Source organism: Parasedimentitalea nitratireducens (assembly GCF_057444295.1).
On record NZ_JBYAXC010000004.1, the window covers coordinates 186,575 to 211,979 of the forward strand.

The window sequence follows — 25,405 nt, forward strand, 5'->3', positions numbered from 1 at the left end:
GAGCGCGGGCAAGTTTTACGCCACGTTCTCGAGCGAGACTTTTGGTGTCACGCCCAGAGCGTGGCACACATCACGGGTCAACTCGGGGCGGTTCAGCGTGTAAAAGTGCAGTTTCTCTACACCGCCATCCAGCAGATCCGAGCAGAGTTCGGTACACATTGCTGTGGCCAACAGATCTTCGCGATCATCGCGCTGGGCCTTTTCAAACGCCTCTTCGACCCAGGCCGGAATATGCGTGCCGCAACGGCGCGCAAAGTTGCGGGCACCTTTCCAGTTTTCAATAGGCAGGATGCCGGGGGTGATCAGGTGATCGATACCGGCCTTCACACATTTGTCGCGGAAGCGGAAAAACGTTTCGGCCTCAAAGAAAAACTGGGTCAGGGCTTCGGTTGCGCCTGCATCCATCTTGCGCTTGAGCCACTCTACATCAGCATCGCCATTGGCAGCCTCAGGGTGGGGGTCGGGATAGGCACCAACGCAGATATTGAACTTGCCGGTTTCGGCAAGGGCCTCGATCAGTTCAACTGAGTTTGCAAAGCCTTCTGGATGCGGTGTGAAACCGCCTGCGCCCTTTGGCGGATCGCCACGCAGGGCAACGATGTCCTTGACGCCAGCCATTGCAAACTGATCAGCAATGGCCAGGGTTTCTTCTTTGCTGGCGTTGACGCAGGTCAGGTGGGCCGCGACGTTTAGGCCAGATGACTTGTGCAATGTGGCAACCGCATCACGAGTTAGGTCTCGGGTTGTTCCACCGGCACCATAGGTCACCGACACAAAGCGCGGGTCCAGTGGAGAAAGCACCTGTACGGTATCCCAGAGCCGAAAGGAGGCCTCGAGGTTCTGCGGCGGAAAGAACTCGAAAGAAATCTCGGGCGTCGTCATTTGGGCATCTCCTATTCAACTCACCCCTTGTTGCATGTCACGTATTGTGAAACAAATTCATAATTCTCAAGAACAACATGAGTGAAACGACAGGATGCACATCGAATTTCGTCATCTGCGAACAATTAAGGCCATACATGAGGCCGGGGGGCTGGCGCGTGCAGCAGATCAGCTGAACATCACCCAAAGCGCACTAAGCCATCAGATCAAAGGGTTAGAGGATCAGGCCGGGGTCGAGCTGTTCATGCGTCGCACCAAACCGATGAAACTGTCGGCGGCTGGATTGCGGTTGTTGCGTTTGGCCGAGCAGGTGCTGCCGCAGGTCGAATCCATGCAGGCCGAGTTTACGGCGTTGCGCGATGGCCATACGGGCCGAATGCACATCGCCATCGAATGCCATGCCTGTTTTGAGTGGCTGTTTCCCGTGCTCGAAGGCTTTCGCAAAAGCTGGTCGGATGTGGATGTGGATATCAAGCCCGGTCTGGCTTTTGACGCGCTGACAGCGCTGCAAAAGGAGGAGGTGGACCTTGTTGTGTCATCAGACCCCGAAGATATTGCGGGTGTCGATTTCATCGAGCTGTTTGATTATGCCCCGGTATTTGTCGCCTCTGCTCAACACCCGTTGGCGGTTAAGCCTTATGTCGAGGCCGAGGATTTCTTGGGGCAGACGTTGATCACCTATCCGGTCGAGAAAACCAAACTGGATATCTTTAGCCAACTATTGATTCCAGCCGGGGTTGAGCCGACTGCTATTCGTCAGGTGGAGCTGACGGCGGTTATTTTGCTGCTCGTTGCATCTAATCGCGGCGTGTCGGTACTGCCGGATTGGGTTGTGCGCGAGGTGAAGTACTCGTCTGATTATGTCACCCGTCCGCTGACCGAAAAGGGTATAACCCGCAGTTTGTATGCAGCGATCCGCAGCGAGGATCGCGACAAGCCTTATATGCAGGAACTGATCCGCCTGGCGAAGGTCGAGGCGCGGAAACTGCAGCTGCAATAGTTGCGAATGGGACCAGCATTGGTGCGTGCTAGCACACACCCTACACAAAACGCAAAGCGTTGAGACAGGTGTAGGGGGCGTGCTTGCACGCACCACTGGCCTTCTGGCTCAGATCAGTTTTACCATTTGCTTACCCATATTGCCGCCTTTTAGCATCGACATGAAGGCCTCTGGGGCGTTCTCCAGGCCCTCAGCGATGTCTTCGATAAAGCGGATCTCACCTTTGGCGACCTTTGGTGCGACCTCCTTCAGGAACTCTGGATAGCGGTCGAAATGGTTTGAGATGATAAATCCGTTCACCGACAGAAATTTCACCAGAATGTTGCGCCAGATCCCCGGAGCCGACAGCCCGAGATCTGATGCGCCAGCACCCAGTCCGCCAGCATTGTACCAGCTGATCATGCCACAGATGGGAATGCGGCCGTTGCTGTTCATCAGCGGCATGACAGCCTCAAGCACCTTGCCGCCCACGTTTTCGAAGTAGACATCGATGCCATCGGGACATGCAGTCGCCAGATCTTTGCGTAGCGAGGCTGCGTTCGGATAGGCGCGGTGGTCCAGGCAGGCGTCAAAGCCAAAAGTTTCTGTTGCCAGTGCACATTTTTCGGCGCCACCAGCAATTCCAACTGTACGTAGGCCTGCCAGCTTGGCCAGCTGTCCAACCATGGATCCAACCGGACCAGTGGCCGCCGCGACAACCAGAGTTTCCCCCGCTTTGGGCTTGCCGTAAGCGTTCAAGCCATGCCAGCCGGTAAAACCCGGCATGCCCAGGACGCCTAGCGCGGCAGTGAGGGGGCCATGGGTTGGGTCGAGTTTTTGCAATTGATTGGCTGGCAGACAGCCATGGCTGGCCCAGCCAAACATCCCAAAGGCAAAGTCCCCGGGCTGAAACGCGGCGCTGTTAGAGGCGATCACCTCGCCAACGGCGCCGGCCTCCATTGTACCACCAAGGGGCACGGGGGCGGCATAGGATTTGGCGTCGTCCATCCGCCCACGCATATAAGGATCCAACGACATATAGTGGGTTCTGACCAAAACCTCGCCTGGGCCTGGAGCTGGTAGATCGCAGGTTTCGAGTTTGAAATTGTCGGGTGTTGGGGCGCCGGTGGGGCGACTGGCCAATACAATTCTTTGCATCTTATCTGACATGGTTTCTCCGGGGCTGACCTGTAATTTTCTGAACTGTGTAGTTTAGTTGCCGAAGGGGCAAGTGCGGCAATCGTTAACGTTGCGGAAAAGCTGAATGGGATTGCCCCTTGGCAAGGGAGGGAAGGCGGCGTATAGGCAGCTTTTGACCAACATCTCTGTGACCAGACAGGAGCCCGATATGATCGGCAGCGCGAATCTTAACATCATGCTCAAGGCCGCCCGCAAGGCTGGCAAGTCTTTGGTCAAGGATTTCCGTGAAGTGGAAAACCTGCAGGTGTCGGTGAAAGGCGCTGGGGACTTTGTGTCCAAGGCGGATATCGCGGCTGAGAAAATCCTGAAAGAAGAACTGCTGGGTGCGCGCCCAACCTATGGCTGGCTGGCTGAAGAGAGTGATGAGATTCCAGGACAGGATCCAACCCGGCGTTGGATTGTTGATCCGCTGGATGGCACCACAAACTTCCTGCACGGCCTGCCACACTGGGCAATCTCGATCGCGCTTGAGCACAAGGGCAAGATCGTTGCTGGCGTGATTTTTGATGCCGCCAAAGACGAGATGTATTTTGCCGAAAAAGGCACAGGCGCCTGGATGAACGAAAGCCGCATCCGCGCCTCCGGTCGGCACCGGATGATCGAGAGCATTTTTGCCACTGGTCTGCCTTTTGCTGGTCGCGCTGATCTGCCCGCGACATTGAAGGATCTGGCTCGACTGCTGCCTGCGACTGCAGGTGTGCGCCGTTGGGGGGCTGCGTCACTGGATATGGCTTACGTTGCGGCTGGCCGTTACGAGGGTTTCTGGGAACGCCGTTTGAAACCGTGGGATCTGGCTGCTGGTATCATTCTGGTGCAAGAGGCCGGCGGTCTGGTGCAGGGCATCGACCCCGAAGATAACATCGTTGAAGACGGCGAAATTATCTGCGCCAACGAGCCGATTTTTGAGACCTTTGCCAAAGTGATCCGCGGCTAACATCGCTAACAATTGAGTATCGAACGCGCGTCCGGGGTTCCTGACGCGCGTTTTTGTTTGCGCATTTAGATGCTATTCCCCATTTTTACCCCAAGGCGTCCGTGCTGTGCCTTTTCGCGGGATACGGGGTATACGGCTGGCGCTGTATGTTGTTTCGGGGTGGGGCGGGTGCCCCTGTGTTTTGCCCCAGAAATCCGGTCCTCCGCGTTTTAACCACAAAGGGATGGTCAACAGAAAGCCAACAGCGAAACCACCGGTGTGGGCCCAATAGGCGACACCGCCCTGACTACTGTCTGCATTGAGAGAGCCTAGGAATTGCATGCCAAGCCACACACCTAGCATCAGATAGGCAGGGATAGTGAAGATGCGGAAGAAGATGATAAGGATCAGCAAGATGTCGATACGCGCACGTGGGAACAGCAATAGGTAGCCCCCCATGACACCGGCAACTGCACCCGATGCGCCAATGGTTGGAATTTGCGACCAGGGGTTTGAAGCGACGTGGATCAACCCAGCCCCGATACCGCTGGCGAGGTAGAAAAACAGAAAGGGCAGGTGGCCCATTTCGTCTTCCATATTGTCGCCAAAGATCCACAGGAACAGCATATTGCCCACCAGATGCATAAAGCCGCCGTGTATAAACATAGAGCTAATAAGCGGCGAGAGGCGGCTGGAGCCGTCAATCTCGGTCGGGATGAGCGCATATGCGTCATAGAACCGCGCAAGTTCCACCTGAGTGTCAAAGGTGACAGAATAATAGCCAAAGGCCACAATGTTCAGTGCCATCAAAGTGTAGACGACGTAGGGGGTGCGGCCGGACGGATTGTGATCGCGTAAAGGAAACATAGGCCGACGCTGGGCCGAAAAAGACCCAGCGTCAAGAGGTTAAGCTTTACTCTTCACCACCAAGAAGAGCGGCGTTGCCGCCTGCCGCGGTGGTATCAACACAGACATGGCGCTCGCCAACCACGCGGGCGCGGTCTGGGTGACCGGGGATCATAGGGATAATCGGTCCGTCACGTTTGGCCAGGGCTTGCTCAATCGTCCGGCCTGTTTCTTCGTCACCCCACCACAGAACACCCGAGATACCCTGGATCTGTTTCAACTGCTCAGAGGACAGCATGCCGGTGGCTTGCATCACTGTGCCGCCATTTCGGACAACCTCTTTGATTTGAGCCGTCACAGTGTCTGGGCCAGGACCCATGCAAAGCAGCGGAGGACGTGCTTCTAGCGTAAGCCGGTTGCTCTCGCCAGTTGGGCCAGGCAGGCTTTGCGTGATTGGGCTGTCAGGGGAGCCGGTTGGGGTTGGCATATCGTCTTGGTTATGCCGCCAGTTGACGTCGCTGGCTTGGCGATCAGGGTCGCAGAACCGGGCCAGGTAGTTGGGGCCACCTGCTTTAGGACCGGTGCCCGACAAGCCTTCGCCGCCAAAGGGCTGGCTGCCAACCACCGCACCAATTTGGTTGCGGTTGACGTAGATGTTACCCGCCTCAATCCGGTCGGTGACATGTTGAACCCGGTCGTCAATTCGGCTGTGGAGGCCGAAGGTCAGCCCATAGCCAGTGGCGTTGATATCGTCGATCACCTGATCCAAGTGGCTGGCTTTAAAGCGGACGACGTGCAGAACTGGGCCAAAGATCTCTTTCTCTAGCGCCGCGATGCCCGAAATTTCGATCAAGGTCGGCGGAACAAAGGTGCCTTCGGTTGGGGCGGCGACCTGTTTCAGCAGGCGACCCTCGGAACGGGCTGTTTCAATATGCGCCAAGATACCTGCGCGTGCGGCCTCGTCAATGACGGGGCCACTGTCGGTGCTGAGCTGCCACGGGCTGCCAAGGCTTAGAATTTCCATAGCACCAGTCAACATGGTCAACACGTTGTCGGCAACATCATCCTGCACGTACAGACAACGCAGGGCCGAGCAACGCTGACCTGCGGATTGGAAAGCGCTTTCGACGATGGACTGCACGGCTTGTTCGGGCAGGGCAGTGCTGTCGACAATCATCGCGTTCAGACCGCCGGTTTCTGCAATCAACGGAGTGCCAGGGCGCAGGTTATCAGCCATGGAGGCGCGGATTTTCAGTGCGGTTGCAGTGGAACCGGTAAAGGCCACGCCATTCACACGGGCATCCGAGGTCAGAGCAGCCCCAACTGCACCACCACCGGGGAGCAGTTGAAGGGCCGAGCGGGGGACACCCGCCTCATGCATCAGCGAAACTGCGCGATAGGCAATAAGTGGGGTTTGTTCTGCTGGTTTGGCCAGAACGGCGTTGCCGGTTGCCAGCGCAGCAGCAATTTGTCCCGAGAAGATGGCCAGCGGAAAGTTCCACGGCGAGATGCATGTATACACGCCTGCGGGTTTACCTTCGGCCGGAATACGGGCGGCGTAATAGCGCAGAAAGTCTACGGCTTCGCGTAGTTCGGAAAGACAGTCGGGCAGGGTTTTTCCAGCTTCTCGAGCGAGTAGCGCAAACAACTCCCCAAAGTTTTCTTCATATAGATCAGCGGCTTTGTTCAATGCCGCAGCGCGAACCTCGGCAGGCGCGTCCCATGAAGTGGCAACTGTCAAAGCCGCTGCGGTGTCTGCCTCGCTAGCGGTAGTCACTTGACCTACCGATGTGAGGTCACTGGGGTTGGTGACATCTTCGGGGTCTCGTGGTGCGGCGTCCTGAGCGAGCAGCGGGGCAGCGTTCCAGCTGTGAGTGATCCACGGCGCGCGGGCCTGTTCAATGTGCTCCAGTGATGGCGCATGGGCCAGATCGAACCCTTTTGAATTGATGCGCTCAGGCGCAAACAGCTCTGGGCCAGTGGCAATAGTGCGGCTGACGTCTGCAATCATGTCAAACGGATCAGCGGCAACAACATCGGGCGAGACGTCTTCGTCGACGATCTGGTTCACGAATGAGCTGTTGGCTCCATTTTCCAGCAGGCGGCGTACCAAATAGGCTAGCAAATCATGGTGGGCGCCGACGGGTGCGTAGATGCGGCAGTTGGTTTTGTTCTGCTCCAACACCATCTGGTGCAGGGTTTCACCCATGCCGTGCAGGCGCTGGAACTCATACGGTTGACCATCTTGCGCCATGTGCAGAATGGCGCTGACGGTATGGGCGTTGTGGGTGGCGAACTGCGGATAGATACGATCTGTCATGCCCAGTAGCTTGCGGGCGTTTGCGATGTAAGACACGTCGGTCAATGGCTTAGAAGTAAATACCGGAAAACCGTCGATGCCCATTTCCTGCGCACGTTTGATCTCGGTATCCCAATAGGCGCCCTTGACCAGTCGCACCATGATCTTGCGGTCATGGCGTTCGGCAATATCGTACAGCGCATCCAGTGCCAGCCCAGCACGGGGGCCATAGGCCTGAACCACAACGCCAAAACCATCCCAGCCGGCCAGTGCGGGGGACGCCAACACGGTCTCGATCACCTCCAGCGACAGCGACAAGCGGTCGGCTTCTTCGGCGTCCACGTTCAGCCCCATGCCTGCGGCCTTAGCCAGCAGCGCCAGCGCCCGCAAGCGTGGCACCAGCTGTTCCATCACGCTGGTCTCTTGCGCCAACTCATAGCGTGGATGCAGCGCTGACAGCTTGACCGAAATACCTGGGTTTTCACGGATGTCATCGCTGGTGCAGCCATCCGCAATTGCGGATATTGCGCGGGAATAGCTCAGGTGATAGCGGGCTGCATCAGCCTCGGTGCGAGCAGCTTCGCCCAGCATGTCGTAAGAATAGGTATAACCTTTGGCTTCCATGCCGCTGGCGCGCTTCATGGCACCTTCGATGCTTTCCCCCAGCACAAATTGTCGGCCCATTTCCTTCATGGCACGACTAACGGCGGTGCGGATAACAGGCTCACCCATGCGCTTGATCGCACCGCGCAAGGCACCAACCGGGCTGCGCTCTTCGTCCAGCACCTTACCGGTCAGCATCAGTGCCCAGGTTGAGGCGTTGACCAGAGACGAGGATGACTTACCCAGGTGCTTGCCCCAATTTGATGGCGCGATTTTGTCTTCGATCAGCGCGTCGATGGTCTCGGCATCAGGCACCCGCAACAACGCCTCGGCCAGACACATCAAGGCGACGCCTTCGTCGGTGGACAGGCCGTACTCGGCCAGGAACACTTCCATCAATCCAGGGGCCGAATGCCCGCGGATGTCGCGCACCAGAGCGGCTGCATTAGAACAGATGCGAGCGCGGTCATCGTCGGACAGGGCGGCCGTTACCACCAACTGATCACGAACATCGGCCTGATCGGTATAGGTCATCGCGTCGATGGTGTGGCGAAGGGAAGTGGTGTGTGCCATCAGCGGGTCTCCAGTAACTCGGGTGTTTCAGTAAGGTTACTGACAATTCTGCGGGACATTCGCCTGAATATTTGAAATTATAGGGTGATCGTGTCGAAAATAGAGGGAATGGCAGTGCAAATGAACTCTTCAAAGCTGGATCAGTTTGATCAGGCGATTCTGAACGTTTTAGGTGGCGAGGGGCGGATATCGATTGCAGATTTGGCGCGCCGGATTGGCCTGTCGAAATCGCCCACACAAACGCGCCTGAAACGGTTAGAGGCGGAGGGGATCATTACCGGATATCGCGCCCTTGTAGACCCGATCCAGTTGGGGCTGGACCACGTTGCATTTGTCGAGGTGCGATTGAATGATACCAGAGAAACTGCGTTGAAGGCTTTCAATGCCGCTGTTGCCAAGGTGCCCGAGATTGAAGAGGCACACATGATTGCGTCAAACTTTGACTATCTCTTGAAAATTCGCACGCGGTCGATGGTGGCCTATCGTATGGTGTTGGCTGAAAAAATCTCGACCCTTCCGCATGTGTCATCAACATCAACCTATGTTGCAATGCAGGCCGTCAAAGAAGAAGGGGCGATTGCCTCCCTGTGATTGGCGCAACACCACCGCACGCTCAGTTGACTTGATAGTGACAATTCGCGGTGCAGATTATTATCTATGTTTGCAATGACGTCATGGCCAGCCGCCCCCCGCTTAGCGCTGTTGTGCTCTGTCTTGATGCTGCCTGCGAAGCACACGTGGGCCCAAGACTGTCCGCAGCCCCCGGATCACTCTGCCTTGCTGGAACAACTGATCGAACAGGTTCAGCAGGCACCAGATGAAGTTTCCGCTCTGAACTCGTTTCATCAGATGTGGGAGTATTGGGCGGATGCGCCGAATGAGCAAGCGCAGCAAGTTCTAGATAGGGGGATGTCGAGGCGGTCAACCTATGACTTTGCTGGCGCAATAGAGGACTTTGATACTCTAACGGCGTATTGTCCGACCTATGCCGAAGGCTACAATCAACGGGCTTTTGTCCACTTTATAAAAGAAGACTACGAATCGGCACTGACGGATCTGAACCGAGCACTTGAGCTGTCACCCAGACACGTCGCTGCATTAAGCGGGCGTGCGTTGGCATTATTCGGCCTGTCACGCACTGACGAAGCACGCGAGGCACTCAAAGCGGCCTTGGCGCTGAACCCTTGGTTGCCCGAACGGTCCCTGCTGGCTCCGGGCGGTCCTCTAGCACCGGTTCCGGTCGAAGAGATTGAGTTGTGAGAAAAATTTACAAGTCGCCATAAAACCGATTGTCCCCAGCGCAGAGCAAGGCTAGACCTGAACGGGTGATTTGCCTTGGCAGATCGCGCGCGGGCGTGATGGAATGGTAGACATACCAGACTTAAAATCTGAGGGGCGTATGCCCGTGTGGGTTCGAGTCCCACCGCCCGCACCACTTCCGCTCTTTAGTGAATTGTTTTTTAGCGGTTTTTTTGAAAAAGTATTCTACCCGCCACCTAGCCCGCCATCTGGACTTTGCTAGGCTGCCAGTCTTCAATGAGGCTTTTGAGCTTACATATTTTGGTCAATATGCAACCGCCCTCGTCTTGGACTGAAAGTGCGGAACTAGCTGCAGGATGGCTTCGTCACAGACTGCTGGGTAAATTTCTGCACCGAGGCTTACTGTTATGTCGTTAGTGTTTGGAACTTCTGTTAGGGCGAAAAGTGAGGTGTTCGGTCCGGCGGCAGTCTTCCCAACTTGGAATATGATGAAATACTGCGCAATAAATCGCCAGTTGTAGTGTACAGCTTGGTTGGTTCTTGAAACTGGCAGTGTAGCTAGCACTGAAGGTTGGCACTCTGACATGCATCTGCTTATCTCGGTCGAAACAACTCAGACAAGACATTAGACGAAGTCTTCGGGCAAGTGGTTGGAACCAATCAGAGATGGAACATTTTGAATTCGGGCCAAGGCAATCCCCATTGAGTAAGGTCAGCTTCGGTGGTTTCATGAATAGTGACTTTGTTTTGTGTTGCTCCTTGGTGTGAAATTTATTTCATCGATTGCGATTTTTTTACAGAGCCGTTGACCCGTCCCAACTTGGCTTTTACCCATCAGTGGTGAAGTTTCTTGCGGTATGTGAAATAAATACCGAAGTCCGGCGCATCCGTGCCATCGTGAAAAGAACCTTCAATTCAGATGCTCTAGGGAGGAGTAAGATGATGAAGCATAAAGTTACTGGAATTCTGGCGTCTCTCGCCATGACGGCCTCGGTTATTTCCGTTACCTCGGCACAGGCCGAAGGTGGATTGCGCTGTGAACCGGGAGAGACATATATCATGAACGTCATGGTCTCGGGACACCCCTATTGGGTTCCGGTCTACCAGGGGTTCAAGCAGGCCGCCGAGGCCTTTGGCTGTGAGACTGTGTTCTCGGGCACTCCGGATTACGACATCACCAAGCAGATCGCGTCGTTTGAACAGGATATGGTCAAACAACCGGCCGGCATTCTGGTGCATCCGATGCAGTCGGATCCGTTCATCGAACCGATCGACCGCGCAATCGACAGTGGTACTGAGGTTGCAACCTTTGCCGCGGATTCACCCAAGTCAAAGCGGACAGCCTATATCACGTCGGACAACCTGGCCGAGGCCAAGTTCGCCGCAGAAGAGATCGTGAGCCAGATTGGCGACAGTGCTGAATTTGCGGTGTTGGAAAACCCGGGTCAGTCAAACCACGATCTGCGGGTTACTGCGCTTCTATCCTATATGGAAAAGCACTATCCAAACATGAAGCTGGTCGGTCGTCAGGCCACCAATCAGGACAGCACCGCTGCCTACCGCGCCACCGCATCTATCTTGCAAGCCAACCCAAATCTGGGCGCTTTGTGGATCCCTGAAGCGGGCTCTGCAGAGGGTGCAGTCGCAGCCATTCTGGAAGCTAAGGCCGAAGTTCTGGTGATGCATGCCGATATTACTCCAACCACTCTGGAGCATATCAAAGCGGGCAACATCCACATGGCGTTGAACCCGAACCAGGCTATGCAGGGGTTCATGGGTTTCATGTCCACCTTCCTGGCAGCGCATTCAGAAGTCTTTGATCCGTTCAACGACTACAAGACCTCGGGCTACAACCCGATGCAGATCCCCTTTGTTGACAACGGGTTCTCCGTCATCACCAAGGCGAATGCAGATAGCTTTGATCTGAATGTTTACATGGACGGTCGCGATCCTAGCTGATTGCTAACCTGACCATTCTTGGCGGGCCGCTTGCCCAAATATGCAGCGGCCTGCCAATTTCTGAAACCCAACCAGACTGAACCCTGACCATGCCAGACGACGTGATCCTCAGAATTTCAAATGTCAGCAAATCCTTTGGCGCCATTCGCGCGCTTCGGGGTGTTGATTTTGAACTGCGTCGCGGTGAAATCCATGCATTGGCGGGCGAAAACGGGGCAGGGAAGTCCACCCTGATGAATGTCATCGACGGCATTCTAAAACCGGACAGCGGAGAGATTGTCTGGGATGGGAAACCTGTCCGGATCAGTTCTCCGACCAAGGCGCAGAAGCTGGGCATCGGATTTGTGCATCAAGAGATTGCGCTATGCCCGGATGTGTCTGTGGCTGAAAACATATACATGTCGACCACCAATATTAGTCGGTCGTTCCTGATGGATTACAAAGGTCTGGAAGCCAAGGCACGCAATGTGTTCCGGCAGTTGAGCGACATTGATCCATCTGTTCTGGTGCGAGACCTATCGATTTCGAACCAGCAGTTGGTTGAGATCGCCAAGGCGCTGACGCTGGATTGTAAGGTTTTGATCCTTGATGAGCCCACTGCGGCGCTGACCGAGAAAGAGGCGCAGGTGCTGTTTGGTATCATGCGGCGGCTGGCCGACAGTGGCATAGCTATCATCTACATCTCGCACCGTATGGTCGAGATTTTTGACAACTGTGATCGGGTAACGGTGTTCCGCGATGGTCAGTACATCACCACGTGCAATGTCGATGAAATTGAACCCGCCGATGTGGTGAACGCCATGGTTGGCCGGGTGATCGAGAACCTGTATCCGGACAAGCAGGCGCTGGCAGATAAATCAGAAGACATAATCCTCGATGTGCAGGGGCTGACGGATAACAAACGATTCAGCGATGTCTCGTTCCAGCTGAAAAAGGGTGAGATCCTCGGCATTGCCGGGTTGATCGGCTCTGGGCGCAGCGAGATCGTCAAAGGCATTTGCCGGTTGGACGGGGATGTTTCCGGAGACGTTAGCCTGAATGGCGAGCCGCTTGATCTGAAACATTATCAAGACAGTATTGCCGCTGGGATGGTCTATCTGTCCGAAGATCGAAAAGGCGATGGTATCTTTCTGGATATGCCGATCTCTAACAATGTGTCCGCCCTGAAACTGGAACAGGTGGCCAGTCCGTTGGGGCTGATCAATCGCGAGTTAGAGGACGGGCAAGCCGAAAGACTGGGCAACAAGCTGAACCTGAAATGCGGTCAGCTGTCAGACTCAGTTTCGTCGCTGTCGGGTGGCAATCAGCAAAAGGTCGCAATTGCCAAGATGCTGTCGGTGAACCCCAAACTCATCTTCTTGGATGAACCCACGCGCGGCGTTGACGTCGGCGCCAAGGCTGAAATCCACCGCATCCTGCGCGATCTGGCCCGCAGTGGCGTGGGCATCGTGGTGATCTCGTCTGAACTGCCCGAGCTGATCGGGGTTAGCGACCGGGTACTGGTGGTCCGCGAGGGACGCATCGGCGGGGTGGTCGAGGGCGACATGATTACCGAAGAAAACATTATGCATCTGGCTTCGGGCCTGGATGCCCAAGAACTGATGGCCTGAGGGAGAGCAAGGTGGACAACTCGATGGAAATAGCAGCTCCGGCACCCGCAGAGCCAACGACCAGTACGTTGCACAAACTGCTGCGGATGCGCGAAACCGGGTTGATTGCGATCATTCTGGTGATGTTTGTGATTATGTCCTTTGCCTCGCCCTATTTCCTGACCTGGGTGAATATGCGGGCCATGGTGATGGCCTTTGCGGTCGAGGGCATTGTGGTGGTTGGAATGACCATCTTGCTGATTTCGGGCGGGATCGACCTGTCGGTTGGCTCGGTCACCGCACTGTCGATGGTGATTGCTGGTTGGCTATTCCTGCAGGGTATTGACCCCTGGGTGGCCTCGGCCATTGCGATTGCGGCCTGTACCGCCATTGGGGCCTTTATGGGGTTCTTTGTCACCAGAGTTGGGCTGCATCACTTCATTGTATCACTGGCGATTATGGTGATCGCACGGGGGGCCTGTTTGCTGGGCACTGGCGGGCGACCGCTGGGGCTGTACACGCTGCCGCCTGAATTCAAATTCATTGGTCAGGGCACAATCGGGCCAATCCCGCTGGTGATTATCATCTTCCTGGTTGTGGTACTGGTGTTCGATTTCATGCTGCGCCGTACCACCGTGTTTCGCAAAGTTTTCTATACGGGCAGCAATGAAAAGGCCGCAGCCTATTCCGGTATCCGCACCAAGAAAGTGATCTTTCTGACCACCACACTGTGCTCGGCGCTAGCTGGGTTTGCAGGCATTATCTACATGGCACGGTTTGGTTCGGCGCAGCCCACCTTTGGGTTGGGGATGGAACTGAACGTGATCGCTGCAGCGGTAATTGGTGGCGCCAGCCTGACCGGTGGGTCCGGGACCATCTTTGGCGCCATCCTTGGTGTGGTGCTGCTGTCTGTAGTCTCCAGCTCGCTGGCTCTGTTGGATGTGTCGGTCTACTGGCAGGACATCATTCGCGGCTCGATCTTGTTGGCGGCGGTGTCGGTTGACCACTACCTGCACAAGAAACGCGGATAGGGGAGGGCAGAGAAATGTCAGAACGTATCCCAGATTTCGAACTCTCGCGGCAGATCCACACCGTGTTGGTGCTTCATTTCGTCGAAGGCCTAAAGCAGTCAGAGATTGCTAAACGGTTGAACCTGTCAACGTCCAAGGTGAACCGGTTGATTGCGCAGGGGCGCAAGCAGGGCATGGTCAAGATTGATGTCACAAGCCCGTTCCAGCGACTGGCAGATTTGGAAAACCGCTTGGTCGGGGCAACTGCGCTTAATGGCGCGATGGTTACACCAACAGTGTCGGGCAATCCGAACACCACGCTGCAACAGGTTGGTCGGGCCGCTGCAAATATGCTGCTGGAAACTGTCCGCGATGGTGATGTCATTGCGATCACCGGCGGTAAGGCGGTGAGTGCCGTGGTCGAGAACCTGTCACCTGAGCGTAACATAGACGTGACTGTTGTGCCGCTGACCGGCGGGGTTCAGGGCAAGTTCTATACGGATGTGAACCATCTTGCGACGCAAATGGCCGAACGGCTGGGTGGTACACCGATGCTGATCCACGCGCCGCTGTTTGCCGAAAGCCGTAACCAGAGGGATATGCTCAAAGGCATGGCTTCGACCAAAGAAGTGTTCGATCTGGCGCGCAGTGCCAATGTGGCGCTGGTCGGTGTGGGTTCCGTCGAGCCGAGCGGGTCCAGCTATTACGATCTGAACCCAGTGCCCGAAGCAGACCGCAAGATGCTGGTCGGCATGGGTGTTGCCGCTGAATTCATGGCGCATTTGATCGGCGAAAACGGGCGTCTTGCTGAATATGAACTGAACTCGCGTCTGGTGGCACTGGACCCGAGCGAGCTGGAAGCCTGCCGCACCGTGATCGGTATTGCCGCCGGGGAACAGAAAACACGGCCCATACGGGCAGTCCTTAATGGAAATTTCCTGGATTCACTGGTCCTGGACGAAGAGACCGTCAACGCGGTGCTAGAGACTATGGAAAGGTCAAAACATGTCGCATGAAATGCTAACACGCCCAATTGGGGCATCCGGGATCGAAGCCTCGGTGATTGGTCTGGGCACATGGGCCATTGGCGGCTGGATGTGGGGCGGCACTGACGAAGCGCAGTCGATCGAGGCTATTCATACGGCCGTAGACGAAGGTGTCACCCTGATCGACACTGCGCCTGCTTATGGTCAGGGACTGGCAGAAGAGATTGTCGGCAAAGCCTTGGTTGGGCGCCGTGATAAGGTTGTTTTGGCAACCAAATGTGGGCTGGTCTGGCATAGCCAGCAGGGCAATCACTTCTTTGATTATGACGGTCAGCCAGTGCACCGCTATCTAGGTAAAGATGCGATCATCTACGAGGTTGAGCAAAGCCTGACACGGCTGAAAACCGACTATATTGACCACTACATCACCCATTGGCAGGATCCGACTACCCCCATCGCCGAAACGATGGAGGCGCTGGAAGCCCTGAAGCAACAGGGCAAGATCCGCTCGATTGGGGCCAGCAACACCAGCGCAGATGATGTGGCTGCCTATGTTGCAGCGGGGCAGCTGGATGCAATCCAAGAAGAATACAGCATGGTCAAACGTGACATCGAGACCTCGCTACTGCCGCTCTGTGCGGAACACGGTGTTTCGGCGCTAAGTTATTCGTCGCTGGCACTGGGTCTGCTAAGTGGCAAGGTTGGACCGGACCGGGAATTCTCGGGCGATGATCAGCGCAAGGACAACCCGCGGTTTTCAATGGCAAACCGGCAAAAGATTGCGGCGCTGATGGTAGAGATCGCACCTGTTGCCGATGCCCATAACGCAACCTTGGCGCAGACGGTGATTGCCTGGACTGTGCAGCAACCCGGCATCACCTTTTCACTCTGCGGTGCCCGCAACGCAGACCAGGCCCGCGAGAATGCCGCTGCAGGACGCATCAGACTTTCACAACAGGACATCGAGCTTATTACCGCCGCCGCCGGGACTCATTTGACCAACCTCGACGGCTAACCAGAACTGAAAACCGACAACAAGAAAACGTCAGAGGCTACTCTGGCGAACGGAGAAGTTATGTCTGTGCAACGACGCAACAGCTTTCAGCGCATCCGCGATAACGGTGCCTTTGACGTCATCGTCATTGGCGGCGGTATCAATGGGCTGGGCGTCTACCGCGAACTGGCCCTGCAAGGGCTGCGGGTATTGCTGGTCGAGCGGAATGATTTCTGTTCGGGCTGTAGCGCGGCTCCGTCACGGATGATCCACGGAGGGCTGCGGTATCTGGAAAATGGCGAGTTTGATCTGGTACGCGAGTCACTGGCGGAACGGGATGCGCTGTTGCGCAACGCACCGCATATGGTGCGACCACTGCCAACCACGATCCCGATCACCTCTCTGTTCTCTGGCTTGTTTAATGCGGCGACCAGTTTCTTTGGCGGCTCGGGCAAGCCGTCGAACCGCGGTGCTTTGCCGATCAAGGCCGGTTTGACCCTATATGATTTGGTGACCCGCAAACGCCGGATCTTGCCGAAGCATAAGTTTCGCAGCGCCAAATCGACCTGGAGGCAGTGGCCAAACCTGACACGCAAGCTGCTGTTCTCGGCGACCTATTACGACGCCTGGATTTCACACCCAGAACGGTTAGGGCTGGAGCTGATTATAGACACCGAAAAGCTGGCACCGGATTCAATTGCAGTAAATTATGCTGAATTGAACCCAAAGGACGGGACGTTTTTGGTAACTGACCGAGAAGCGGGTGACCAATTCCCGGTGACGGCGCGGGCAGTGGTGAATGCGTCGGGGGCCTGGTTGGACGAGGTGATTGCGCAGCTATCCCCAACAGAGACCAAACCAACACCACTGGTGTCTGGCACCAAGGGGTCGCATCTGATCCTGGACAACCCGGCGCTGCTGAAGGCGTTGGATGGTCACATGATGTACTTTGAAAATACTGATGGCCGGGTTTGTATTGTATTTCCTTATCTGGGCAAGGTGCTGGCTGGCTCGACCGATATCCGGGTGACCGCAGCCTCGCGGACCCGCTGCGAGCCAGAGGAAATGGACTATATCCTGACGTCACTGCGTTTGATCTTTCCGCAGGTCCCGGTGAGCGAGGACGAGGTTATGTTTAGCTACAGTGGTATCCGGCCACTGCCGTCGAGCGATCATGATTTCACCGGTCGCATTTCACGCGGACATTTCACCCAAAAGATCGACGGCACGGTGCCGCAGTTCTGCATGGTCGGGGGCAAGTGGACGACGTTTCGCGCCTTTGCGCAACAGACAACGGACGAAGTGCTGGCCGAGTTGAGTAAGCCTCGCAAGCAGGATACAATTGACCTGCCCATCGGTGGTGGAGCTGATTTCCCGGCGGGCGATGGTGCGATGGCGCGGGCGCTGATGGTGGAGTTCTCACTGGCGGCAAACAGGGCCGAGCATCTGGTGCAGGTTTATGGCACCCGATCACGTGAGCTTATGCGATATAGCGTTGCCAGTGGCGATGATCAGACGCTGACGCAGGACTGTCACTATACGGCTGCAGAAATCAGGTTTCTGGTGCAACGGGAACATGTTGTGCACCTGTCCGACATCGTGCTTCGGCGCACAGATCTGGCCATTACGGGCCGGTTAAGCCTGCCCCTGATTGATGCCATCGCTGACCTGATGGCGCAGGACCTGGATTGGAGCCAAGATCAGTTGGTGGCCGAGCGGGCAACGTTGTTGAATGAGTTGGAAAAATTCCACGGTGTCTTGCTGTCAGAGCAAGAGCCGAATGCAAAATCAAGGAGAATGGAATGCGTGTAAGTACCAAAGCCCGCATGAACCGGATGTTCACCAATGGTGGCTGTCTGGATGTCGCGATTGATCACGGGGTCTGCAATGAACCCAGTTTTATGGTCGGGCTAGAGGACATGGGCGGTGTGGTGAACACTTTGATTGATGCCCGCCCGGATGCAATTCAGATGGCCTATGGTCAGGCTGATTTGCTGCAAGCCCGGCCCGAGAAAGACAAACCAGCGCTGGTGATGCGGATCGACATGGGCAACCCCTATAACGATCAGCGCCATCGGGTGATGTGGTCGCTGCTGCAAAATGCGGAAGAGCCGATTATCGGCGCGCTGGAAATGGATGCCGCTGCGGTGGTGGTCAACCTGTTCATGTTACCGGACGAGCCTGACCTGTTCCGCCAATGTGTCGAGAACATCTCAAAAGTGCGGGCTGCCTGTGAAAAATACGGCATGCCATTGATGATCGAGCCGCTGGTGATGCTGCCCAATGACATTCGCGGGGGCTATCAGGTGGATGGCAATGCCGACAAGATTGTCACTCTGACCCGGCTGGCCAGCGAAATGGGCGCGGACATCATTAAGGCCGATCCGACCGAGCACGCAGAGGATTTCCACCGCGTGGTTGAGGCTGCTCGGGTGCCTGTGTTGGTGCGGGGCGGCGGCAAGGAAAACCTGAAAACCGTGCTGATGAAATCAGCGGCGCTGATGGGGCAGGGCGCCAAAGGCATGGTCTATGGTCGCAATATCTATCAGCATGACAATCCTAAAGCGGTGGTCGCCTCACTGATGGCGATGATCCACGATGGCGCCAGTGGCGACGAAGCATGGGATATTTATAATCGTGAGTGATCAACAGACATATCTGCTGGGGCTGGATGCAGGCAACACTGTGATCAAGGCAGTGTTGTTTGATCTGCAGGGACGTCAGGTCGCGATGCATGCGCTGGATGGGCAATCCTCGACGCCGCAGCCGGGATATGTTGAGCGTGACCTGAACGAGTTGTGGGCCAATGCCAAAACGGCAATCCGTAGCTGTATTGATGCCGCCGGTATCGAGCCAAGCCAGATTGCAGCTGTTGGCTGTGCTGGTCATGGCAACGGGCTGTATCTGGTGGATCGCGATGGCGAACCACTGATTGGCATTCAGTCGCTAGACACCCGTGCGGCGGATTTAGCGACGGAACTGGCCGAGGCACACGGTGATGCTCTGCATGAGATTTGCCTGCAAAAACCTTGGCCCTCGCAAACGCCTGTGTTGCTGGCATGGATCAAACGGCACCGCCCTGAAATCTATGCGCAGGTTGGATCTGTGATGCTGTGCAAGGATTTCATCAACTTCAAACTGACAGGTCTTCGCACAAGCGACATTTCGGACATGTCAGGCTGTGGGCTGCTGCGAATGCCAGACTGCGTTTATGATGACGATCTGCTGGCGCTATATGGGCTGGAAGATGCACGCCCTATGTTGCCCTGGTTGTTTGATCCCGCGGATGTTGCGGGCACGGTCAGCGCCCAATCTGCCGAGGCCACAGGATTGGCGGAAGGTACACGCGTGGTGGGCGGGTATTTTGACGTGGTCTCTAGCGCGATGGGATCTGGCGTGGTTGAGGCAGAACAAGCCTCGATCATCTGTGGCACCTGGAGCATCAATCAGGTGTTTTCATCAGCGCCTGTGGTCGATCCGGGAGTGTTCATGGTTGCCGGTTTTGGTCGCGCTCGATTTGTGAATATTGAGGCCAGCGCCACCTCGGCAGCCAATCTGGAATGGTATGTTCGTGAGTTCATAGAACGCGGCGAACACCATGACGACCCGTTTGGATACTGCAACGTAAAGGTGGCAGAGGTCACGCCTGCGGCAGACGATCCGTACTTTCACCCCTTCCTATATGGGTCGGGGCGGGGGGCTGAATATCGCGCTGGGTTCTATGGCATTGCTGGCTGGCATGGCGAAGGCCACATGCTGCGCGCCCTGTTTGAGGGCGTGATGTTCGAACATCGCCGCCATATCGAAGTGCTGCGCAGTGCAGGGGTTGAGTTCAACTCAGCCGTGCTGTCCGGCGGTGGGTCCCGCAGTCCGGTCTGGCCACAGATGTTTGCTGACGGGCTAGGCGTACCTGTGACGGTCGCCGAAGCTCAGGAAACCGGTGCCTTAGGGGCTGCCATCGGCGCAGGCCTGGGGGCTGGGCTGTTTGCAAATTACGAGGCTGGCATCGCGGCAATGACCCGCAGTCGTGCCGCGTTCATGCCGGATGCCGGGATGCAGTCCCATTATGACAAACGCTACAGCCGCTATCTGCAGTTAAGCGAAGCCATGAAACCACTGTGGGCCCAGTCCTGACACGAACCAGTCCTGATACCAAGTTTTACAAGTAAGGAGTACAGCCATGCGCGCTGTTGGATTTTTGAACTCACTACCAATCGATGCCGCCGAGAGCCTGTTCGATGTGGATCTGCCGGATCCAAAACCCGAAGTGAATGATCTGTTGGTCGAGATCGAGGCCGTCTCGGTCAATCCGGCAGATGCAAAGCGGCGCATACGCACCGCGGTAGACGCACCACATGAGACACCGTTTATCCTTGGCTATGATGCGGTGGGCATCGTGGTCGAATGCGGAGCCAACGTGACCGGTTTCAAACCGGGCGACCGGGTGTGGTACGCAGGTGATGCAAATCGCCCCGGTTCTTACGCGTCGTTGCAATGTGTTGATCACCGCATCGCTGCCCATGCACCCAAAAATGTTTCACCCGAGGCGGCAGCGTCTTTGCCGCTGGTTTCTCTCACCGCTTGGGAAATCCTGTTTGAGCGGCTGCAAATACCACAGGGCGAAACACCGTTTTCGCTGCTGATCATTGGTGGCGCTGGCGGTGTTGGGTCAATCACCGCGCAGATTGCTCGAAAATTGACCAATGCAACAGTGATCGCCACAGCCTCGCGGCCTGAAACGGCCAAGTGGTGCCGTCAAATGGGGGCTCATCATGTGGTGAACCACCGCGATCTGGTCAAGGATATGAAGCAGGCCGGGCTTCATCAAGCAGGCTATATCGTGCAATACGCTGACACCGCCCAGCACTGGGATGCCATGTGTGAACTCATCGCTCCTCAGGGCCGGATCGGTACTATTGTTGAAACCTCAGAAAAGCTGGATGTCTCGGCGCTGCAAGGAAAATCTGCTGCGTTGATGTGGGAGCTGATGTTCACACGCTCATTGTTTGGGACGTCGGATATGTACAAGCAGGGACAGATATTGGCGCGGATGGCGCGGATGGTTGATGACGGGACTATTGCCACAACGGAAACTAAGGTCCTGCATGGATTGTCTTCGGACACCTTGAAAGAGGCCCACCAGATCATCGAAGGCGCTGCCATGATCGGCAAACTCGTGATCAAATACTAACCTCAAGACCCGGATCAATGACTATGGCGCAGGCGCAGCCCCTTGATGGGCAATATGACTATATTATCGTAGGGGCTGGCACCGCCGGCTGCGTGTTGGCCAATCGGCTAAGCGAAGATCCCACCACGCGGGTTCTGTTGTTAGAGGCCGGGGGTAAGGATAATTACCACTGGGTGCATATCCCAGTGGGGTATCTGTATTGCATCGGTAACCCACGCACCGACTGGATGATGAAAACCGCGCCTGAACCGGGGTTGAACGGACGCAGTTTGGTTTATCCGCGTGGTAAGGTATTGGGAGGCTGCTCGTCAGTTAATGGCATGATCTATATGCGTGGCCAGTCCACGGATTATGACCATTGGCGTCAGCTGGGTAATGTTGGCTGGGCCTGGGACGATGTACTGCCATATTTCCTTAAGTCCGAGGACCACCACGGCGGCAGCACTGATCTGCATAGGTCAGGTGGAGAATGGAAGGTCTCAAAGCAGCGATTAGAATGGGACATTCTGCGGGCGGTGCAAGAGGGGGCTAAGGAGTTCAACGTCCTGCCGCGCAAAGACTTTAACGATGGCAGTAACGAGGGCAGCGGCTTTTTTGAGGTCAACCAGAACAATGGCGTGCGCTGGAACACTGCTAAGGGTTTTCTACGTCCGGCAATGAAACGGCCCAACCTGCGTGTGATCACTAAGGCAGAGACTGAACGGCTTGTGATTGAAAATCACCGCGTCACCGGCGTTCTGTTCCGCCACAAGGGCAAGTTGCTGCAAGCCAATGCCAGTGCTGAGGTGCTGTTGGCCGCTGGTGCAATCAACTCACCCAAGGTGCTGGAACTGTCAGGCATCGGCAATCCAGACTTGCTGAGGGGGCTGGGGCTGGATGTGGAGCATAATTTGCCCGCAGTGGGAGAGAACCTGCAAGACCATCTGCAAATCCGCACTGTGTTCAAGGTAGAGAACGCCAAGACGCTGAACACGATGGCCAACAGTCTGTTTGGTAAGGCGAAGATTGCGATGCAATACGCGCTAAACCAAAGCGGTCCCATGTCGATGGCGCCCAGTCAGTTTGGTATGTTTACCAAATCGGATCCGTCGCTTGAGATGCCCGATCTGGAATACCACGTACAACCGCTGTCCACTGATAAACTGGGTGATCCGTTGCATCCGTTTCCAGCTATCACTGTGTCAGTGTGTAATCTGCGTCCTGAAAGCGTCGGTGATTGTCATATATCCAGCGCCCAAACGGGCACCCAGCCTAATATCCGCCTGAACTACCTGTCGGCGGAAAAAGACAGGCGCATTGCAGTGCAATCCATAAAACAGGCCCGTCAAATTATGACGGCAAAGGCGCTGCAACCCCACCTGCCACAAGAGATCCTGCCCGGCCCAGAGATCCAAACCGACGAGGAAATTCTGCAGCAAGCCGGTAATATTGCCACCACCATTTTCCACCCTGTCGGAACCTGTAGAATGGGCAGTGATGATCAGTCGGTGGTGGATCCGCAGTTGCGCCTACGCGGGCTTGACGGGTTGCGCATCGTTGATGCCTCGGTGATGCCAAAAATCGTTTCAGGCAATACGGCGTCTCCCGTGGTGATGATCGCCGAAAAAGCCGCCGACATGGTCCGTCATGAAGCTGGATAGTGGAGCTAAAACGCTGCCATAACACTGGAGTTTCTATAGCTAGATATCCGTAAAGGAGAACTTGGTGCGCAGGTCAGTGCGGATAAATATCCCTGCCGATCCAGTGGTGTCTGTCGGCACCCAAATGTGCAAACGGCCCTCACTCCCGGATCAGTTTTTGGCGGAACAGGGCAAATATGCGCGAGCCTTCTAAACAGCTGAAATCACTCGGCTGCCCGTTGTTTTTCTCAATGCGCTTGTTACGCCCACCCGAGCTGTTTCAGAGAGTGGCCATCATTCCAGATCTTGGTCATGTGTTTAATCTTGTCACCATCAAAATCCATCACATAAACATAATCGGCAGAGACTGACTTGCCCGTTGGCGCACCCGACCCAGCATCAACGGTATGGGTTCCGTGGAACACTGCCGCAGCTGTCACATTGCCTCGCTCATCGTCCACGGCAAAGGACTTTAGTTCGTAGTGACCATCGGGAATGGGAGTAAGCAAGCCTTTCATCCAATCTGCGTAATCCGCAAGCGTCGATACATCAGCTAGAGCATCTGCCTGTGCAGAGAAAGTTGCGCCATCATGGCACCACTGTTTGCAACTGTCCCAGCCTTTTCCAGTTTCACAGGCGTCAAAAAAGTCCCAGGCGGTTTGTTTGATTGTCATGATGTCCTCCGGTCTGAATAAACCGTCATTATGCGGTTTGATCGCGTTAAGGTAGCGCGCTTCAATCGGTTCGCCAGACAACATGGCGGAGATGCAATTTTGGGCCCTAAACCCTGCCGGTCTGACAAGAGCGAGAGGAACATGAACATCTGCTTAGGTGAGCTCATGCCCTTCCATCTACTTCACTTTGCTAAGCATGACCTCCATTTCATCAAAGCAAATTGGCCAGAACTCAGATAGAAAACCCACCGCCTCCTGTTCTGAAACCTCGGACCTGTTGCCATCGGCATCATATGCCTGACCAATGGTGTAGCGAAAATCGGTTCCAGTTTCGGTGGGTCTCAGACTGTAAGTCTCAGGCATGCTGATGCCCTCGCGTCCTGGATCGTGGATGCGGGTGGAGAAATACTCAAAGGGCTCCCAATCAGTGACCCAATACCGGAAATCAGCGGCCTGATGAGCACAATGATACCTTGAACCGGCGCCAATACGCCCCTTGGGACGATCAACCGTTACTGAAATCATTCCATCCATCCAGCGTTGTTTGAGTTCCGGGGCGGTCAGGGCGTCCCAGACTGCGACAATCGGCAGATCAAAATGGCGTCGGTAGGTCCAGACACCATCCTTTTCGTCCAAGAAAAAATGTTCGCAGCCGGCCCGGAAACTCTTCCAGGCTTTGGCCAAGTCATAAACCTGCATACTCACCTCACCGAAATGCTCGAAGGGTTGGGAGTAAGGGACCAGTGCGGCTTTGATCTCCATAGCGTTCACCGCCGCGTCACTGAACAGGGCGTAACTGCGGATGCCTGTGACAGTGCTCACATCGGTCTTTGTCATTCGATGAACCAATATCACATCCGCGCCCGAGATGTCTTTCATGGGGCCAACTTGCATCTCGTCGAATTCCCCGTGGTGGGCAATGATCTTCAGGTCCAACCCATTTACGTTGGCGCAGGCCTGGCAGGTGCAGATGGTGTTGGCGATGATGTTTTGCCGACGGGTTGCAAAAGCATTGTAGAGATTCTCACAGGTAGCCAAAAAGGTCTCGCCGGTGGGAAACCCCTGCTGGGTCGAATAGGCCAGTATTGCGTCACCTTCCATTTTCCAGAACTGCAGCGGTTCACCGACTTGTTCAACCATGGCACTCAGCAGTGATTGCAGGATTGGATTGGCATGCTCAAGTTCCGACGAAGTCAGAAACTGGGTGTAGCCTGAAATATCTGCGATCAATAAATATCCGGTGTGAGTGGTCATCAAATTGCATCCTCAAGCGATTGGCGCACTGCAGGTCTTACCTGAGGAAATGAACTGAATTGAAAGGAAGGAAAGGCCAGTATTTGCTGACAGAGCGAACCATTGCTTCGCGCTGGACTTTCCAAGATGTTTAGGAAACCCTGTTGGCAGTTCGTTTAATCAGTAGGGCCTGCTATGTATTGTCTTCGAAACATATCTGTTTTTTCCGTCGTGGTCCTAACTGCAGCCTGTGACAATTCAGGGGCGAACTACACTCCGGTCATAGATAATACGAGCAACCCAAACTACACCAATGACTTGGCCGAATGCCAAAGACTTGCGGCGTCAGGGGCCACGGTTGATGGACGATTGGTTGGTACTGCCGCAACTGGCGCGGTGGTCGCTGGCGCCTCATCGGTGATCTGGGAGGGGAACAGTAGCAATGCTGGTGAAGCGGCGGCAATAGGGGCGTTGGCGGGGTTAACGTCTGGTGCAATCCGTAAGAACGCTGAGCGCGAAAATATAGTGAAAAACTGTATGCGCGGACGAGGCTATAACGTCTTGGGCTAGACCCTTTTCGCAGCTTATCTCGGTG

21 protein-coding genes and 1 tRNA gene are annotated in these 25,405 nt (G+C 55.5%); 16 read left to right on the top strand and 6 right to left on the bottom strand.

Annotation, left to right across the window (positions count from 1 at the left end):
* Window positions 1–15 precede the first annotated feature (15 nt).
* Complete coding sequence (metF, locus tag AC2T28_RS14565; protein ID WP_486748753.1) at window positions 16–882, bottom strand: methylenetetrahydrofolate reductase [NAD(P)H]; 867 nt, start codon at window positions 880–882, stop codon at window positions 16–18.
* A 94-nt stretch (window positions 883–976) separates the two neighbouring features.
* On the opposite strand from metF, the gene AC2T28_RS14570 reads away from it, so the two are divergent.
* Entirely contained in the window at window positions 977–1,882 is a 906-nt protein-coding gene (locus AC2T28_RS14570) for a LysR family transcriptional regulator (protein WP_486748752.1), read from the top strand.
* 108 nt (window positions 1,883–1,990) lie between these two features.
* Here AC2T28_RS14570 and AC2T28_RS14575 read toward each other — a convergent pair whose 3' ends face one another.
* Entirely contained in the window at window positions 1,991–3,031 is a 1,041-nt protein-coding gene (locus AC2T28_RS14575) for an NADP-dependent oxidoreductase (RefSeq protein WP_486748751.1), read from the bottom strand.
* A 178-nt stretch (window positions 3,032–3,209) separates the two neighbouring features.
* Between AC2T28_RS14575 and AC2T28_RS14580 the strand changes: the two genes are divergently transcribed.
* Window positions 3,210–3,995, top strand: coding sequence for an inositol monophosphatase family protein (locus AC2T28_RS14580; protein WP_486748750.1), 786 nt, complete (start codon window positions 3,210–3,212; stop codon window positions 3,993–3,995).
* Window positions 3,996–4,067: 72 nt separating this feature from the next.
* Here the strand turns inward: AC2T28_RS14580 and AC2T28_RS14585 are convergent, their stop codons facing one another.
* Together AC2T28_RS14585 and putA are read right to left on the bottom strand one after the other, a co-directional pair.
* Window positions 4,068–4,841, bottom strand: coding sequence for a rhomboid family intramembrane serine protease (locus AC2T28_RS14585; RefSeq protein WP_486748749.1), 774 nt, complete (start codon window positions 4,839–4,841; stop codon window positions 4,068–4,070).
* Between the two features lie 46 nt (window positions 4,842–4,887).
* On the bottom strand, window positions 4,888–8,295 hold the full coding sequence (gene putA, locus AC2T28_RS14590; protein ID WP_486748748.1) for a bifunctional proline dehydrogenase/L-glutamate gamma-semialdehyde dehydrogenase PutA: 3,408 nt from the start codon (window positions 8,293–8,295) through the stop codon (window positions 4,888–4,890).
* A 120-nt stretch (window positions 8,296–8,415) separates the two neighbouring features.
* On the opposite strand from putA, the gene AC2T28_RS14595 reads away from it, so the two are divergent.
* The 13 genes from AC2T28_RS14595 to AC2T28_RS14655 all read left to right on the top strand — a co-directional run bounded on the left by AC2T28_RS14595 (window position 8,416) and on the right by AC2T28_RS14655 (window position 22,924).
* On the top strand, window positions 8,416–8,886 hold the full coding sequence (locus tag AC2T28_RS14595; RefSeq protein WP_486748747.1) for an Lrp/AsnC family transcriptional regulator: 471 nt from the start codon (window positions 8,416–8,418) through the stop codon (window positions 8,884–8,886).
* A 126-nt stretch (window positions 8,887–9,012) separates the two neighbouring features.
* Window positions 9,013–9,555 carry a tetratricopeptide repeat protein gene (locus tag AC2T28_RS14600; protein WP_486748746.1) on the top strand — a complete coding sequence of 181 codons (543 nt, stop codon included), beginning with the start codon at window positions 9,013–9,015 and terminating at the stop codon, window positions 9,553–9,555.
* Window positions 9,556–9,644: 89 nt separating this feature from the next.
* Window positions 9,645–9,730 (top strand) — tRNA-Leu (locus AC2T28_RS14605).
* A gap of 767 nt (window positions 9,731–10,497) precedes the next feature.
* Window positions 10,498–11,514 (top strand): substrate-binding domain-containing protein, encoded by a 1,017-nt coding sequence (locus AC2T28_RS14610; RefSeq protein WP_486748745.1) that lies wholly within the window; start codon window positions 10,498–10,500, stop codon window positions 11,512–11,514.
* Window positions 11,515–11,603: 89 nt separating this feature from the next.
* On the top strand, window positions 11,604–13,124 hold the full coding sequence (locus AC2T28_RS14615; protein WP_167681816.1) for a sugar ABC transporter ATP-binding protein: 1,521 nt from the start codon (window positions 11,604–11,606) through the stop codon (window positions 13,122–13,124).
* A gap of 11 nt (window positions 13,125–13,135) precedes the next feature.
* Entirely contained in the window at window positions 13,136–14,134 is a 999-nt protein-coding gene (locus AC2T28_RS14620) for an ABC transporter permease (protein WP_369410526.1), read from the top strand.
* A gap of 14 nt (window positions 14,135–14,148) precedes the next feature.
* Window positions 14,149–15,129, top strand: a complete 981-nt coding sequence (locus tag AC2T28_RS14625) for a sugar-binding transcriptional regulator (RefSeq protein WP_486748744.1) — start codon at window positions 14,149–14,151, stop codon at window positions 15,127–15,129.
* Window positions 15,119–16,114 carry an aldo/keto reductase gene (locus AC2T28_RS14630; protein WP_486748743.1) on the top strand — a complete coding sequence of 332 codons (996 nt, stop codon included), beginning with the start codon at window positions 15,119–15,121 and terminating at the stop codon, window positions 16,112–16,114. The genes AC2T28_RS14625 and AC2T28_RS14630 overlap by 11 nt, the downstream gene beginning before the upstream one ends.
* Before the next feature lie 60 nt (window positions 16,115–16,174).
* On the top strand, window positions 16,175–17,905 hold the full coding sequence (locus AC2T28_RS14635) for a glycerol-3-phosphate dehydrogenase/oxidase (protein ID WP_486748742.1): 1,731 nt from the start codon (window positions 16,175–16,177) through the stop codon (window positions 17,903–17,905).
* Window positions 17,896–18,738 (top strand): class I fructose-bisphosphate aldolase, encoded by an 843-nt coding sequence (locus AC2T28_RS14640; RefSeq protein ID WP_486748741.1) that lies wholly within the window; start codon window positions 17,896–17,898, stop codon window positions 18,736–18,738. The genes AC2T28_RS14635 and AC2T28_RS14640 overlap by 10 nt, the downstream gene beginning before the upstream one ends.
* Window positions 18,731–20,227 carry an FGGY-family carbohydrate kinase gene (locus AC2T28_RS14645; RefSeq protein WP_486748740.1) on the top strand — a complete coding sequence of 499 codons (1,497 nt, stop codon included), beginning with the start codon at window positions 18,731–18,733 and terminating at the stop codon, window positions 20,225–20,227. The genes AC2T28_RS14640 and AC2T28_RS14645 overlap by 8 nt, the downstream gene beginning before the upstream one ends.
* Window positions 20,228–20,273: 46 nt before the next feature.
* Window positions 20,274–21,284 carry a zinc-binding alcohol dehydrogenase family protein gene (locus tag AC2T28_RS14650; RefSeq protein ID WP_486748739.1) on the top strand — a complete coding sequence of 337 codons (1,011 nt, stop codon included), beginning with the start codon at window positions 20,274–20,276 and terminating at the stop codon, window positions 21,282–21,284.
* A 23-nt stretch (window positions 21,285–21,307) separates the two neighbouring features.
* Window positions 21,308–22,924: a GMC family oxidoreductase gene (locus AC2T28_RS14655; protein WP_486748963.1), complete on the top strand. Its 1,617-nt coding sequence runs from the start codon at window positions 21,308–21,310 to the stop codon at window positions 22,922–22,924.
* A 239-nt stretch (window positions 22,925–23,163) separates the two neighbouring features.
* Here the strand turns inward: AC2T28_RS14655 and AC2T28_RS14660 are convergent, their stop codons facing one another.
* Both AC2T28_RS14660 and AC2T28_RS14665 read right to left on the bottom strand, forming a co-directional pair.
* Entirely contained in the window at window positions 23,164–23,577 is a 414-nt protein-coding gene (locus tag AC2T28_RS14660) for an ester cyclase (RefSeq protein WP_486748738.1), read from the bottom strand.
* A 177-nt stretch (window positions 23,578–23,754) separates the two neighbouring features.
* A complete protein-coding gene (locus tag AC2T28_RS14665) occupies window positions 23,755–24,831 on the bottom strand; it encodes a DUF2652 domain-containing protein (protein ID WP_486748737.1) in 1,077 nt (358 codons plus the stop codon).
* 210 nt (window positions 24,832–25,041) lie between these two features.
* On the opposite strand from AC2T28_RS14665, the gene AC2T28_RS14670 reads away from it, so the two are divergent.
* Complete coding sequence (locus AC2T28_RS14670) at window positions 25,042–25,380, top strand: glycine zipper family protein (protein WP_486748736.1); 339 nt, start codon at window positions 25,042–25,044, stop codon at window positions 25,378–25,380.
* Window positions 25,381–25,405: the final 25 nt, after the last annotated feature.

Coding starts and splice junctions, on each gene's coding strand:
- metF (WP_486748753.1), bottom strand. CDS start 882: ATGACGACGCCCGAGATTTCTTTCGAGTTCTTTCCGCCGCAGAACCTC.
- AC2T28_RS14570 (WP_486748752.1), top strand. CDS start 977: ATGCACATCGAATTTCGTCATCTGCGAACAATTAAGGCCATACATGAG.
- AC2T28_RS14575 (WP_486748751.1), bottom strand. CDS start 3,031: ATGTCAGATAAGATGCAAAGAATTGTATTGGCCAGTCGCCCCACCGGC.
- AC2T28_RS14580 (WP_486748750.1), top strand. CDS start 3,210: ATGATCGGCAGCGCGAATCTTAACATCATGCTCAAGGCCGCCCGCAAG.
- AC2T28_RS14585 (WP_486748749.1), bottom strand. CDS start 4,841: ATGTTTCCTTTACGCGATCACAATCCGTCCGGCCGCACCCCCTACGTC.
- putA (WP_486748748.1), bottom strand. CDS start 8,295: ATGGCACACACCACTTCCCTTCGCCACACCATCGACGCGATGACCTAT.
- AC2T28_RS14595 (WP_486748747.1), top strand. CDS start 8,416: ATGAACTCTTCAAAGCTGGATCAGTTTGATCAGGCGATTCTGAACGTT.
- AC2T28_RS14600 (WP_486748746.1), top strand. CDS start 9,013: ATGCTGCCTGCGAAGCACACGTGGGCCCAAGACTGTCCGCAGCCCCCG.
- AC2T28_RS14610 (WP_486748745.1), top strand. CDS start 10,498: ATGAAGCATAAAGTTACTGGAATTCTGGCGTCTCTCGCCATGACGGCC.
- AC2T28_RS14615 (WP_167681816.1), top strand. CDS start 11,604: ATGCCAGACGACGTGATCCTCAGAATTTCAAATGTCAGCAAATCCTTT.
- AC2T28_RS14625 (WP_486748744.1), top strand. CDS start 14,149: ATGTCAGAACGTATCCCAGATTTCGAACTCTCGCGGCAGATCCACACC.
- AC2T28_RS14630 (WP_486748743.1), top strand. CDS start 15,119: ATGTCGCATGAAATGCTAACACGCCCAATTGGGGCATCCGGGATCGAA.
- AC2T28_RS14635 (WP_486748742.1), top strand. CDS start 16,175: ATGTCTGTGCAACGACGCAACAGCTTTCAGCGCATCCGCGATAACGGT.
- AC2T28_RS14640 (WP_486748741.1), top strand. CDS start 17,896: ATGCGTGTAAGTACCAAAGCCCGCATGAACCGGATGTTCACCAATGGT.
- AC2T28_RS14650 (WP_486748739.1), top strand. CDS start 20,274: ATGCGCGCTGTTGGATTTTTGAACTCACTACCAATCGATGCCGCCGAG.
- AC2T28_RS14655 (WP_486748963.1), top strand. CDS start 21,308: ATGGCGCAGGCGCAGCCCCTTGATGGGCAATATGACTATATTATCGTA.
- AC2T28_RS14660 (WP_486748738.1), bottom strand. CDS start 23,577: ATGACAATCAAACAAACCGCCTGGGACTTTTTTGACGCCTGTGAAACT.
- AC2T28_RS14665 (WP_486748737.1), bottom strand. CDS start 24,831: ATGACCACTCACACCGGATATTTATTGATCGCAGATATTTCAGGCTAC.